We start from the raw sequence: 14,362 nt of genomic DNA, 5'->3' as shown, positions 1-14,362 counted from the left end.
AAGGTTACGCTCGTCCTTTTCAATATGGAGTTACTTGGAACAATCCACCCGACTGGCCCTAGAATTTTTAAATTTTTGGATACAACATAAAAGCCTAGCTGGAGCACTCGATTCATCCGAGTCTTCAACTAGGCTCTTTGCGCTTTTCCTATTCCTTTGAAGCACCAGGCGAAGGGAGAAATTCAGTGAAATACAGGGTTTCGAAGAAAACCTGCGGTAACACCTATATAGTGTTGGCCGTTGAACTTGGAAAACAACCTTATAGAATTCGAATCTGTTTTTCCAAGTGAGACAGCGTCTTGAACGAATTTTCCCCGCAGCCGCCCCGCTTCAAAACGCCCGAATAGGAACTACCTCAGTTAACGCATCACCCTTTTATCTGCTCTAAGATTTGAGGGTCCTTAATCTTCGTATCCTCCGCCAACAGCACGATCTTCGACAAAATCTCGGCCGTACGCGGGTCTTCGTCCAGGAACGGCAGGAAGAACCGTCCGCGTTGCCCGGCATGAACCGGAATGATGTTGAGCGCACCTGACGCCTGCTTGTACGCAACCCCGCTGCCCAGATGCACTGCGTACTCGCCCAGCGTACCGTCGACACGCGCGTAACTCCCGTCCAGACGTACGTTTTCGATACGAAGCAGAGACAAGGACTCGCGCACGATAGCCGTCCGCAACTCCACTGTCGTCAGGCTTGCTTCCGGATCGACGCCGCCTACATGGGCGACGCTCACGACCAGATCGACATCCCGCATAATTTCCGAGAACAGCACGGGAGGAACGTCGGTCAGAGCCATCGGCTTATGCGTGCGGCGGTCGGTGAAGTGGATCGTTTCCAACGTCGGCGCTTCCGTATCCGCCGGCGAGAACCAATCCGCCATCGCGTACAGCGTCGCAATCACGTTATGGTTATAATCGACTTTCTGGAGACCTTCCTCATAACTCACCGTCCAGCCGCGTCCGCGCAGCAGGGCAACCGTCTTGCTTGGCTGCACCTGATGTCCCGCATACCGCGAAGACGAAGTTCCTGTCGCTTTCTCATCGGCGTTCGGCATGTACAATTCGCGGAAAATCTGCTTGAACGGCTGCTTCGAAGGAACGAATCTTCCAGTGGCTTCCGCTTGCAGATTGCGTTCGATAAAGTCGCGTTGGAACAAATGCCACTGCCCGCTTGCATGTAGATCGACCGGATGTGCAATAATCAGCTCTGCCTCTTTCGCCAATGGCGTGCCTTCCCGGGTTTCGATATCCACCAGCGAACGCTCTTTCTCACGGAAATAGCCCAGCGTCGGCTTGGCCGATGAATCTTCGTTGGCGCGGAAAACCAGTTGAGCCAGTAGCGGAGCAACCACAGGATTCCCGTACAGCTTCACCAGCTCGTCCAGACGGAACACCGCCCCGTTCTCCATGGAACGTTCCAACTCGCGCACAAAACGGCGGTTTTGCTCGGTCAATTCGGTTTTGACCTCTTTCAACCGGACGATATGCTCGTTTTTGTTCAGACGCGAAGGTACGGACTTGAGTGCTTTTCCGCCCTTCGTCACCTCGATCTCCGGCAGGCCGCGTTCGTTGATCGCCAGTTTCACTTCGACGTCGTCGACCTGGTGCAGCTCCGTGTAGACTTTCAGTTCGTCCATCTTGCCCGCTTCCATATCCCACTGCAAACGGGTCGAGTCCGCATATCCCGCGCTTCTTGCCAGATTGCCGAGCGCGATCTGACCGGCCGCCCCTTCGCTGGCCCGACGCTGCGCGCCGAACTGACGGCTTTCGAGCAGGAACTTCTGAATGAAATCGTAACGTCCGCGCAGATCCGGCTCCCGCTTTTTCGCGAGCGGAATCAGACTGTACGCCAGCAGTTGGTCTTTGCCGCGCTTGGACTCTACCTGTTTACGCGTCTCTTCCAGTTTCAGCTTGCCGAGTACCGCGTCGGCAAAAAGCTGCGAACGGCGGTGATTGGCGCCGCCCGAGATATACTTGGCGCAATCGTACAGCAGCTTGAAGCGTTCCGCTCCGATGGTGTCGAAAGCTTCCTCGAACCATTGAACGTCGAATGCTCCGTCGTTGAACTCTTGAGGCGTGATCGGCGAATAATGCGCGACGATCGTTTCTTTTTCCGCCGAGAAGCTTTCGTTGATATGCGCGTGGAAATACCAGGCGGCGCTGCGCAGTCCGGGCCAATCCAGATGCGCCGATACGATCTCGATCCATTGCGGGGCATACATGGCGGCTTCGAGCAAACGCTGCTCCGAGATTCCCGTTCCTTTGAGCTTTTCCGAAAGCGCGGCCGCGTCATCGCTTTCCGCCGGATGACAGACTTTGAGCAGATGGCTGAGCGATTCCTTTTTGGTCTGATTGTCGCCGTAGCCGTAAATATAGCCGCGCACGAACGTTTCCCCGCCAAGGCTGACCAGAATACGGATCAAAGCATCCAAGCCTTCGATGCGCTGCAAAGCCATCGTGAGCGGAGTCGCTTCGGTCGCCAGATCGCCGCGCGCCAGTTCGATCTCCAGCAGACGGCCTACGATCGACGCCATAATGTCTTGCAACCTTTCGCTTTGTTGAAGTTCTTCCGGCGGATGGCTCGTAAGATGGCGCATCATGTAATTCGCGTTTTCGCCCAAAAGATGCTTGTACGCTTCATTGTCGCCGATCAAGCCCAGCGTATGCGCTTTGAAAACCATACGGATATCCAGCAGCGAACGGAAATGAACATCGTCAAATTGCTGTTGCTGCTTGTCGTAACGGTAACAAAGCGACAGATAACGCTTGAACGAAGCATCGTCGTGCACGCTCCGGCGCAGCACGATCATCCAGTCGCCCGCAAGCGTCGCCCACACCGGTTTTTCTTTTTCCGGCGCTTCTTCCGGAAATTCCGCCAAAAGACGCTCCATCGCGGACGCCGCCGTTTCAAAAGCAGGCTCCGGAGCGGAGTCTGCGTAAAAAGCGCCCAGCAACGTGCACACCGTATCCGTATACCGACATTCGTCCAGCAGTTTCCATAACCTTTTCAAACGGTCGAGCGGATACAGGCCCGCAACGAATTCTTCCCGCCAACCTTCAAGCAAACGAACCCGCTGCATCTTTTGGTAATCGTAATAATCGGAGAATTCGCTATAGAAGTTATAGAGCGTTCCCGACAGTTCTTTGGTGTCTACCACCATTTGCAAATTCAGCAGTTCTTCCGCCCCGAATCCGCTGGCGTCCAGATAAGCTTTCCACTCTTCCTCCAACGGGTACAGGTCCAACGAAGAACTCCGTGCATAGTCCGGCTCCAGCATCGGAATGTTATGGCCTGTAAGATACGAAGTCTGGCGGAATTCCGCGCCGATCAACAGCTTCTCCTTGGCTCCCGCATAATACTGCACCTCGTACTCCGTATCGCGCAGGCGATGCACCAATTCGTCCAGGCCGCGGATAAAGCCAGCCGCTTTTTCCTCATCCAAGAAAAAGACTTGATCGAAATCCGCTTGCTCGCCGCCCGGTTGCATCAGCCATTCCTCGGTCGCGTTCGGGTCGTATAATCCAAAGCCTTTGGCTGCCGTATATTCGCTGCGCGTTCCCGGAGACTCCAGCTTTTTAAGCAACTGTGACTCTTTTGGCGTCGGGCTACTCACTTTCCGGGCCAGAGGCAGAAGCTGTTCATAGTCTTCCTTGCGCTCCTCGTCGGCGGACAGCTCAGTCAACAGTTCCAAGCCAGCCAGACGCTGAAGCTCTGCCTTGGCGCCAAGCAACCGATCCAGTGCGCCTTCCAGCGCCGTCTGCGGCTGACCCAACAACAAGCCGATCGCGCTTTGGCGAAGCGAACCTGTTTTGAGCTTCAACAGCGCCTCCACCCGTTGCAGCTCCGACTCGTTCAATTCAAGGCCGCGGGCGCGCTTCAAAGCCGTTTCGCGGTTAGGCATGCTTTTATCCGACAGCATAGCGAAAATGAAGTCCCGCTGTTTCACTTCTTCCGGATGAACCAGGAAAAATTTCAATACATCATTACGTCTGTCGGCATTCATTAGAGGGGACAAGTCGATCAGACGGGATACCCATTCGCGATCCATATCGTAAGCGGTCAGATACATCATTTTACGCAGAATTCCCGCAGGGTCGTAGGTGTAGGACAAGAAATCGAGCGCACCCGACTTTTTGCTGATCGTTTTGGTCAGTCCGTCGCTGAGCAACGAGGCAAAAGCTTCGAATTGCTCGCGGCGGGCTTCCTTGTCTTCAAGACCGGGAGCGCGATGGACTTGCAGCTTTCTCCGTTCGTTTTCCATCCAAGCCATCGATTGATCTTCGTCTTCTTCCTCTTCGCTTATCCACGTTAGGGCATAGTCATATGTATAGTTGTTCATCATCCAATACAGCAACTCGGGATCGCGTTCGCCGCCGAGCAGAACATGCAGCGCCGAGACATATTTGAAATGCTCGTATTGGCTCATGGAAATCACGTATTGCGCCGCTACTTTGCGATAATGCGGGCCATTCTCCATAATACGGTTCACGCTTGACGGAAGCTCGCTCTCTTCGATAAGCCCTTGAACGAACAGCCCTACAAACACGTCCTGCGCATTGCTCGAATCTACCCATTCTTCACGTAGTTTGGCATCGCTTATGGCCGAGTAGATCTTCTCCAGCATCTTGCTGACCACTCGCTCGTCGGAGACGTCAAACGGCATTCCTGTCCAAACGGCAGCCGCGCGCACGATCGAAGCGTAACGTACGAATCCGTGATCCAGAATCAATTTCAGCAAATAGGTAAAGGCTTCCACGGTGCCGAAGTCCATGCTTTCCACGATCGACTGACGCAATCCTTCCTGAAGACGCGCGGCGATCAGCAGATCCCCGACCAGCGCGTGCATATCGGACCGGTGACTCATCAGCATGCCGGAAACCATCTGCCGCGTCAGCAGCGCCGTCTGATTCTCGCCGAGAACGATGTCTCTGAGTGCCGCTTCGACTGTTGGATCATGGTCATCCAGTTGCTGGGCGATCAGATCGGACAGCACGTGACTGACCCGGTAAAAGTTACTCGTATGAGCACTCGAATATTCGCGTTCCGTCAGATACTTTTCCAGCGTAAAGCCTGCCGCTTCCATCCATAACAAACCGACAATCTTCGTCAGAACGCGAACCAGATGCACAGAAGGCTCGGAAGTGCGGAACGGACGTCGCATGTACCCGTTGGCATACGGATATTCGGCGGCTTGGTCGATCATTCGCTCCGCCTGCAAGGACATCGCTTCTCCGGCCAATGCAAGAACGGCCTGTTCCAGCGGCTTCAGCAGCGTATCCGGCCGGTTTTTCGACGCTTCTTCCAACAGTCGGCGCATAAGCTGCACAGGCTCCTGATACTCATTCACATAACCGTACTCCGCAATCTCCAACAAGCAGGCCGCAATCTGTGCCTCCGAACCGCTCAGCTTGCCTGTACGTTCTTTTAGCGTTTCGAAATACTGCTCTTCACGCTTCTGCTGCACCTCTTCGTTCATCTTTCGTTCGCCTCCCCAGTTTCGATTATCGACCCCATAACCCGCCTGCCAACATCGTAAAACGCATAAACACAACCTCGTCCCCGTCTGCCAATGTTAACGGAGCATCCAGGCCGGTCACTTCTTCCCGACGCAGAAAAACTCGGTATAACCCATCCTCAAAGCCCAATAATGCAGCAGCCACAGCTGACTCCTTATTGGCTGGCTTCTCACCGTAAATGGCTTTGAAGCCGACTTTGCCGTTTTCTGCGCCGCTGTCGATCTGCTGCTCGGTTAGCGCCCGAAGCAGATCGTCGCCCGTGCGCCGTTCTTCATATTCGCTTACCGTCAACTGCACGATTTGTTCGATCAACTCTCGCAGGGTGCGCGGCATGCCGGGCAAATCCAGCTCGCGTCCGGCGATACCGCGCTTGCGACCCGGACTTTTTACCAATGCGGTCAGCTTCATCGTTGTTCCTCCTTCGCGATTCGACTCTGTATGATCTTCGCTCAGCTTAAAAGCATCCGACGATCCAAAAAAGCGAATAAGTGTTCCCGTATTACTTAAGCTCTATTCTACCAGAATTCGCCACACAAAAAAACCCGCCGCAAGAGCGGTCGGGTCTTAGGCGCAAAGTCTTGGATATACAAACTAACTTTTAAAAAGCCAGGACTTCCGTCATGAAAAAACTTATTCGTCCAAAGCCGTCCGTGCCAACGATTGAAGCACCGCGTCTTCCATCGGCGGATTGTGCAGACCTGCCCGCACATCCCGGTAATACCGTTCAAGCGGCACGCTTTTCGACAAGCTGGCTCCGCCCACGATCTTCATCGCTTTATCGACGACCTGCGCGGCAAGATGGGTGGCATTGTATTTGACCCAGCCGAACTCCGGTCGCATGATCGCACGTTCATCAGGCAGTCGGTCCCAACGATCCGCAATGTCGTACAACGCCGTACGGGCCAGACGCAGCTCGCTGTCGATCTGCCCGATCCACTGACGAATATGGGGCAGCGTAGCAATCGGCTCTTTCAAGCTGTTCGGCGTGTAATTTTTTGCAAAATTCAGGGCGTAATCGCGTGCGGCGTAAGCGATCCCCAGATAGCAGGCCGGAATATGCAGCATCCAGCCGTCTCCGTCATCCACGCCGCCTTTGGACTGTCCCGGCGTGTAAATGCCCATCACCTGCTCGTCCGGCACGAACACTCCGTCCAACACGATATCGTGACTGCCTGTTGCCCTCATGCCGAGCGTATCCCACGTTTCTTCCAGCGTGACGCCTGCCGCAGCTCGAAGTTCCGCCGCACGCTGCCGGGAAGTTTGCGCACGACTTGCGATTTCCTCAAGCTCCGGCAAAAACGTTCCGTCCGCATCAAACGGAGATCCGGACGCGTACGTCGGTTCATCGGCTTCGCTGCCCAGACGAATGATAAAATCTCCAACCTCCGGCGAATGCTCGATACCCGCACTTACGATATAATCCGTCAATAATGGACTGAGCGTGCTGTACGTTTTGCGCCCGCTCAGTTTCCAGCCGCCTTCCACGCGAACCGCCGTCGTCTGCGGACGACCGCCGCGTGTCGGACTTCCGGTCGCACGTTCGCTGGCGAACTTGTTGATCATCGCTCCCGAACACGCGACATCCCGGCAAAAATTCGAAAAGCCCGGCTCCGGCCAAATGTCCGTTTCCCGGTAATGCAGCATCATCCCGCCGTGCCAGCCTGCGCTAAGCGCCGTCGATCCGTCGCCGCGCGCTATCCGCTCCTGCACGAGCAACCATTCATACAAGGATACCCCGTCACCGCCCTGCTCCTGGGCAAGCGTAAGTTTGGCATATCCGGCTGCTTTTAACTCTTCGAAATTTTCAAAAGGAAACGAACCTTCCCGATCATGCTTGGCGGCCCGCTGCGCAAACCGTTCAGCCAATAGATCCGCCCAATGAACAAGCTTCGCCTCGCGTTCGTTTCTGACAAATGCGTCTATCGCCTTTTTCCTCAATTCCGCTCATCCCTTCCAGATTTCCGCTATACATTTTCTTTCTATTATAGAGAAAAAAATACCCATAAAGCAAAGCGAGTGACTCGGGATTTGGAATCCCATACGAAAAAGCCGGATTTCCGCTACTCCAGCAGCGATCCAGCTTTATTTTCGATCCTGGCCATTGTAGATTTCACAGCTTTTTAGCCATCGTATAATCCGTGACCGCATATCCGGCTTTCTGATACACATGCAGCGCCGTCTGATTATGACCAAACACATGCAACCCAATCGTCGCCGCTCCGAGCGAACGCGCCGTATCATCCAACGCCCTCATCGTCGCCTGCCCCAACCCTTGGCCGCGGTACTCTTCTTCGATAATGATGTCATACAAAAAAGCCCGCGTCCCCGCCGGAGTATCCGCTACATTGAGCCAAACATAACCGACACCCGCCTGCTGCCCTTCCTGACGCACAACATATAAATATTGCTCCTTGCTATGAATCCCATCCGGTAAATATTTTTGATACGTCTCTTCCGAAAGCTTCAACGCCTCCTCTTCCTTCCAACTCCCCGCCTTAACCTTATCCTCCGCAAACTCCGCAACCGACCTCGCCCGGTATCCCACAAACTCTTCCTCTGTTATAAGTTCCAAAACCACTTTTTTCTGCCCCATCTTGATGCTCCCTTTTTCATTTGATTTATGTACAAAAAAACCGCCTTCTAAGCGGTTTGGTTTTTTAGCCTATTACTAAAAAACGAGCGTGCCTAGCGGAGGGAGAAATTCAGTTCAAAACGCCTTTGAACCCGGAAATTTGAGGTTGGCATATATGCCAACCTCAAATTTCCGGGTGAGACAGCGTTTTGAACGAATTTCTCCCGCAGCGCCATTCACGCTCCAAACCGTGTCCGATACCCACACTTCCGGCACAACTCCTCAACCGCCTCGCGCCGGGAAAACCCATACACGATATCGTTGGCACGCTTGCTTTCCACGATCTCGGAAAACTCCTGCTCCAGCACGTTGCCGAGTTTCATCACGCCTTCCCCGTCCAGACAGCAAGGCACGACCGTGCCGTCGACCAGAATCGCCGCATGGTTGCGCAGCGCGTGGCAGAAGCCTTTTCCGTCGTCTTCCGGCGCGCTCAGGCTCGGCCATTGGAACTCGTGATCCTGGTTCAAGTAGACGTTATCGGACACTTTCAGACCCTTGCCCCGCTCCACCTTTTCCTCGATCCGGTAATCCAGATTGTATTCGCGTTCGATCAGTTCCAGCGTCTCGCGGTTGCGGCTGCGTGCGGCATTGGTCATATTGTCCTCGGTCAGATTCCACAGGCGGAACGAGAACAAGACCTTATTGGCTACATCATGCTGAGAAGCCTCGCGCACGAATGACAGAATCTCATTTAGGTAACCATCGCGATCCGTCGAACCGGCATGACCGTCGAAACTATGCAGCGAAAAGTTCATCTGGCGCAAAGCAGGCTTGCCGAGCAGCTTGTCGCGGTTTTTTTTGATCAACGTGCCGTTGGTAGTGATATTGACCTTCAAGCCGCGCTCATGCGCCGCATCCAGCAGCAGATCGATCTTCGGATGCAGCAGCGGCTCTCCTTTTACATGCAAATAGATATGGTTCGTATGCGGGTCGATCTTATCCAAAATCTGCTCGAACGTCTCCGGCTTGATAAACTTGGCTTGACGCTCCGTCGGCGGACAAAAGTGGCAGGACAGATTGCATACGCTCGTAATTTCGATATATACTTTTTTGAATGTTCGCACAGGTTGACGCTCCATTTCCGGGTAAAATACCTATTCCGAGATCCCATAGACGATACGGGCCATGCAAATGGGTTCTGTGTCTATTATGTGTCCCGAGAAGCAAAAGCTCAACCCCGAATCCTTTTAAAAACGATCCGTTCGCGCTCCGACCAAGCCTTCGACGATGATCGAGACCGCTACGACCGGCATGCCGGCCAGTTTTTCAACGCTTGTCTCCACATTGCTGCGAAGCTCGCGGCATACTTCCTGAATCCGTTCGCCGAAGCGCACGTCAATACGCAGCTCAACGTCCACGCCGTCTTCAAGCAGCTTGAGCACGATTCGGCCGCTTTTTCCCGCTGCACGCAAACGCTCCGGCAGATCGGCGGAATCGTCCGTCCCCAACGCCACGCCCTCCGTATCCGCCAGCGCTCCGGCCACGATTTTGTACAGCACTTTCTCCGTCATCGTGATGCGTCCGACTCCCGTTTCGATACTCATCGCTATTCCTCCCTTGATTATCCGTTATGTTTGACGTTCGCCGACTCCGAAACCCCTGCGTATCGTGCCTTCAACCAGTGCCGCCGCCGAACGTGAAGTCAGATGTCCGCTCGCCATTCTTTCCCAGGCCAGAAAAAGCATCGACTCCGTCACGCTCCAGATCCATTCCGCATCGCAGTCTTGTCGCAAAATCCGGTTCTGCTGAAGCTTCGCGATCTTCTCCAAAACAGGCTGGCGAATCTCCCGATACTTATGCTCCATATCCGGATTACTGTCAATCGTGGCATCCCGGGTCAAAAAGTAAATCCGATCCCCCAGCGGAATCAGCGCTTCGATCAATCGGGGAATGTATCGCTCGGCGGCGCAGGCTTCTTTTTCCACCGATTCAAAACCTTCCCGCAACACATCCATCGCCCGAAAACCCAAATGCAGCATCAACTGCTCCCGGCTCTCCACGTAACGATGCAGCGTCGCGATTCCGATACCGGCACGCGTCGCGATTTCGTTCAGCGAAGCCGTCGGCTTTTCCACCAACAACGACGTCGCCGCATCCAAAATCGCATTCAACTTGGCTTGTTTGGCGGGTATTTGTTCTTTTTCCAAAACGTACTCCCCCTACCCGATTGCCTTACTTTTAAAGGGCCGAGACAAACACAAATGCGCAGTTTAATTTTGATAGATCAATCTATCATCTCTACGTTTATTTTAACGCTTGGGTTACGGAAAAACAAACTTGAAATCATGCTTTTTCGCACATGCTTAGAATCTTCCATACTTCCGGTTACTCTCCCAACACCCACCCGATCACCTCCGCCCGTAGCGTCTGCTCGGCGTCGCTTCGGTCCATCCTCATCTGCCGGCTCAGTTCCTTGATATCCGGCTCCAGCAGTTCGACCACTTGGCGCAGCGCTTCGGAATCGCCTGCGCGGGAACGTTTCAACAAGGATGGGAATTCAGCGTCTGCCGCAGATGTTCCAACGATTTTCGTTTCCATTTGCTCACCCCCTGTTGGCTGATTTGCATGCGTTCGGCTGTTTCGGCTTCCGTTTTTCCCTCCATGAATATGGATTGCATGACCTGTCTGCCTTTGTCAAAAGGAATCAGTTCGATATATTCCGTTAGTCCTTGTTCTATTTCATGCGAGCAAGATTCTGCCGGACGGCTCAAGCTTTCAATTTCGATGCCTATGACTTCTTTGCGATAGCGCGCCCTCTGATGATAAGCGACCCGCCAAGCGGTACGCCGAAGCTCTTGCCGATAGTTGTCGATCGTTTCTTCCATGGATGGTTTTCCTCCCCTATTTCTATAATCAGAACAAATGTTCTTGTTTATTATCTTATAACCTTTGCCATTTGGATAGAACCATTTTCGAAAAAGGCACAACGTTACGAAAAAAGCGGCGTACATCGTAGTAGCTTGACCAAGTTAGTCGTAGAGGGGATTTTACAAAAAAAATTTGGGCGAACGGTTGTAAAACGTCTCTCCGTTTCTCCTTATCAAGTAACGGCGGACAAACAGCAGGTTTACGCAAGCCGCCGCCAAACCAAGCCAAAGGAGCGATACTTATGAAAAAAATCGTATACATCCCGCTGGACGACCGTCCGGCAAATCTCGATGACGTGATTGTGCAAGGACATGCGGCAGGGTTGGAGGTCGTGACGCCGAACGCCTCGATCATCCGCAACCGAATGGACGACACAGGAGAGATCGAAGGCACGGAAGTGGTGGGAACAAGCGGAGCGGTCTACGGCGATCCGGCAGCGGTAGGGCAGTTTTTGCTGAGCAAAGCAGCCGAAGCGGACGGCTTTATCATCTCGATCGATATGCTGGCTTACGGCGGTCTGATCGGCAGCCGACGCCTCCGGGCGGACGGCGGAGCCGATTATCCGACCTATGATCCGCAAACGACGTCGCTGCTCGATACGATTGCCGGGTTGAAACGCGATCATCCGAACAAGCCGATCTTCCTGCTGGATACGGTGATGCGGCTGGCGACGACCACGATGGCGGAAAGTCTCAGCATCGAAGCGTACACCGAATCGCGAGCGCTCATGATGAAGCCCCGTCTCGCGCAAACGGAATTCGATGACATCCTCGGCGGTTACGATCTTCAGCCGGACGGAAGCAACTACGAAGATACCGTTTATTTCGACAAGCAAACCTATTACAATGCCCGCCAACATAAATTCAAAACCAACCGTTACGTGCTGGAAGCACTGGTACGCGATGCCGGAGTGGATTTCGTAGCCTTCGGCGTAGATGACGCGTCGACCCAGGGCGTGCAGGCGAACGAGATCGATTGGATCGAAGCCCAGATCGACACATGGCTCAGCGGCAGCGGCGGACAAAATCCGGAGCGGGCGATCATCCTGCCGGATGCCGACGGTCTCGGTCATTCCCTGATGGCGCGCATGGCGGCCAAGCTGCACGCGGGATCGGCGGCCCAACCGGTCAAGCCCGTGGTGGCTGTCCGTTACTTCGGCCGCGACGGCTCGGAGATCGTGAACGCCTACGAATACATGGACGTGCATACCAATATCCTGCGGCATATCGATATCGTGGGCGGGGCGTATACCGGCGACGGACGCTCGGTCTCGAATCCCGACTACGAGCTGGAACTTGTCGCGCTGACGGGCGAAGATCAGATCGGCGCGGCGGTCGCGTATCTCGAAGCCAACCGCGCTGCCAAACTGCCGACGCTGGTCGTGGACTTCACGCGCGGCGGTTCGGCGGGCACGGTCGTGACCCCGGAACTGCTGAACTCTCCGGCGACGGGCACGTTGTTCGGCTACAGCGCCTGGAACACGGCGGGCAACAAGATCGGCATGTCGCTCGGCATGGCGCTGTCCCGTTTCTTTTTCCTCAAAAAAGAAACGCAGGAACGGGCGCTCGGCCTCGCGCTGGACGCGCACGGCTCGCTGCTGTTCAAGCGCTTCCTGAAAGACTATTCGTACAAAACGATCGAGATCGCGAATATCCGCACGGAATCGCGCGCCCGCACGCCGTACACCAACGTGACGGCCGATCAGAACATGAAAATCTTCAACACGCCGCAGGACTATGATTACCTCGTGCAGTTGCTGCGTACCGATATGCAGACTCGTACCGCCGAACTGGCGGCGACTCCGGCGTTCGGCATCGGCACGGGCGCTCCGACCTGCGCGGTTCGGCGCTTCGGCGTTCCGCAAGGCGAAGCCGGGCCGAACTCGCGCGACTGGCGCTTCGCGCAGTATGCCGCTGTCGTGCTGCCGCAGGACGACCCGGACTTTATCTGGTGGCGCGCGTTCGAGATCACGCTGAATCCGCAGATCGATCTGGAGCGGACTTCGCAGGGCGCTTGCGAATAACCGCGAACCGCTCCCGGACATCCCGGGCCGATTTGTAAAAAACGGCTTATAAAAAAAGCTGTTCCCAAAGTGACGCAGTCACCGGGGAACAGCTTTTTTGGCTTTTTGAGCTTATTTCGCGAGCGGCGATTCCCGCTGCCAACGGTCGACGAGAGCCAACCAGAAGCGAAGCGCGACTTTCATGCCTTCCTCGTCTACCGTGAAACGGGGATGGTGATGCGGATAATGGCTTTGCGCGGCTTCGCTTCGCGCGCCGATATACACGAACGCGCCCGGAATCCGGCGCGCGTAAGCCGCGAAGTCTTCGGCGCCCATCGTCGGATCGGAATGCGCGATCGCGTCTTCGCCGAACTCCGCGCGTACCGTTTCTTCCGCCATGCTCACCAGAAGCTTGTCGTTGTATAGCGCCGGATACCCGCGCTGCACCGACAATTCGGCCGAAGCGCCGTGCGCTTCCGCGATATGCGTCGCGGTATGGCGGATACGTTCCAGCAACGTCTCGCGCAGCTCCGGATCGAACGAACGCACGGTGCCGCCGATTTCCACGGTTTCCGGGAAAACGTTGTACGCGTCTCCGCCGCGAAGACGCGTGACCGATAACACCGCCTGCTTCATCGGATCGGTCTGCCGCGCCACGACATGCTGAAGATTGGCGACCACCTGGGCGGCCGCCGCGATCGCGTCCGCGCCGTGATGCGGATAAGCGGCGTGGCCTCCGGTTCCGCGTATCGTCAGGTCGAAATTGTCCGTCGCCGCCATGACCGGCCCTTCGATCAAGCCGATCTTGCCGGTATCGAGCCAGCTCAGCAAATGCAGGCCATAGATCGCGTCGACGCCGTCCAGCACGCCCGCCTCCACCAACTGCTGCGCGCCGCCCGGCGGCACTTCTTCGGCGTGCTGGAACACGAAGCGGATCTCGCCGCGCAGCCGCTCCCGGCTTTTGGACAAAATATCCGCCGCGCCGAGCAGCACCGCCGCGTGCGAATCGTGTCCGCAAGCGTGCATCACTCCCGGATGCGCCGACGCGTATTCGAACGTGTTTTCTTCATGGATCGCCAACGCGTCGATATCCGCGCGCAGCGCCAGCGTGCCGCCGGGCTTGCCGCCGATCAACCGCGCGACCACGCTGGTCGGCGTCGGACGGGACAATTGCAATCCGCCGATGCGCTCCAATTGTTCATAGATATAACGCGACGTTTCGTATTCTTCGAAAGACAGCTCGGGATGACGGTGAAAATGCCGCCGCCATTGCCTTACCTGCTCATCCAGCATTTCCGCGCGGGACAACCACTGCTCCAGATCGCTCAAGATTACCGACTCCTT

At 55.2% G+C, this 14,362-nt stretch carries 11 protein-coding genes; 1 reads left to right on the top strand and 10 read right to left on the bottom strand.

The genetic code is table 11. From position 1 onward, the window contains the following. Positions 1-367: 367 nt before the first annotated feature. The 9 genes from WKI47_RS24300 to WKI47_RS24260 form a co-directional block, all read right to left on the bottom strand. A complete protein-coding gene (locus WKI47_RS24300; RefSeq protein ID WP_340229786.1) occupies positions 368-5,476 on the bottom strand; it encodes a DUF4132 domain-containing protein in 5,109 nt (1,702 codons plus the stop codon). Between the two features lie 25 nt (positions 5,477-5,501). Continuing rightward, on the bottom strand, positions 5,502-5,924 hold the full coding sequence (locus WKI47_RS24295; protein WP_340229785.1) for a hypothetical protein: 423 nt from the start codon (positions 5,922-5,924) through the stop codon (positions 5,502-5,504). Positions 5,925-6,146: 222 nt separating this feature from the next. Beyond that, the gene (locus WKI47_RS24290) at positions 6,147-7,454 is read right to left on the bottom strand and encodes an acyl-CoA dehydrogenase family protein (RefSeq protein WP_340229784.1); all 1,308 of its coding nucleotides are present in this window, start codon (positions 7,452-7,454) and stop codon (positions 6,147-6,149) included. A gap of 172 nt (positions 7,455-7,626) precedes the next feature. Beyond that, positions 7,627-8,109, bottom strand: a complete 483-nt coding sequence (locus WKI47_RS24285) for a GNAT family N-acetyltransferase (RefSeq protein WP_340229783.1) — start codon at positions 8,107-8,109, stop codon at positions 7,627-7,629. A gap of 215 nt (positions 8,110-8,324) precedes the next feature. Next, positions 8,325-9,212 (bottom strand): radical SAM/SPASM domain-containing protein, encoded by an 888-nt coding sequence (locus WKI47_RS24280; protein WP_340229782.1) that lies wholly within the window; start codon positions 9,210-9,212, stop codon positions 8,325-8,327. Between the two features lie 123 nt (positions 9,213-9,335). Continuing rightward, complete coding sequence (locus WKI47_RS24275; RefSeq protein ID WP_340229781.1) at positions 9,336-9,692, bottom strand: Asp23/Gls24 family envelope stress response protein; 357 nt, start codon at positions 9,690-9,692, stop codon at positions 9,336-9,338. 24 nt (positions 9,693-9,716) lie between these two features. After that, positions 9,717-10,295, bottom strand: a complete 579-nt coding sequence (locus WKI47_RS24270; protein WP_340229780.1) for a TetR/AcrR family transcriptional regulator — start codon at positions 10,293-10,295, stop codon at positions 9,717-9,719. 178 nt (positions 10,296-10,473) lie between these two features. Next, the gene (locus WKI47_RS24265; RefSeq protein ID WP_340229779.1) at positions 10,474-10,686 is read right to left on the bottom strand and encodes a hypothetical protein; all 213 of its coding nucleotides are present in this window, start codon (positions 10,684-10,686) and stop codon (positions 10,474-10,476) included. Beyond that, positions 10,629-10,973 (bottom strand): RNA polymerase sigma factor, encoded by a 345-nt coding sequence (locus tag WKI47_RS24260; protein WP_340229778.1) that lies wholly within the window; start codon positions 10,971-10,973, stop codon positions 10,629-10,631. Before WKI47_RS24260 ends, WKI47_RS24265 begins: the two co-directional genes overlap by 58 nt. 284 nt (positions 10,974-11,257) lie before the next feature. Between WKI47_RS24260 and WKI47_RS24255 the strand changes: the two genes are divergently transcribed. Then, entirely contained in the window at positions 11,258-13,039 is a 1,782-nt protein-coding gene (locus tag WKI47_RS24255; RefSeq protein ID WP_340229777.1) for a DUF4127 family protein, read from the top strand. 111 nt (positions 13,040-13,150) lie between these two features. Here WKI47_RS24255 and WKI47_RS24250 read toward each other — a convergent pair whose 3' ends face one another. Continuing rightward, positions 13,151-14,311 carry an amidohydrolase gene (locus WKI47_RS24250; RefSeq protein ID WP_340229819.1) on the bottom strand — a complete coding sequence of 387 codons (1,161 nt, stop codon included), beginning with the start codon at positions 14,309-14,311 and terminating at the stop codon, positions 13,151-13,153. Positions 14,312-14,362: the final 51 nt, after the last annotated feature.

This window comes from Saccharibacillus sacchari (assembly GCF_037722395.1).
Lineage (GTDB): Bacteria > Bacillota > Bacilli > Paenibacillales > Paenibacillaceae > Saccharibacillus > Saccharibacillus sacchari_A.
Note: the sequence above shows the minus strand (reverse complement) of the source record. Positions and strands in the feature narration are given on the sequence as shown.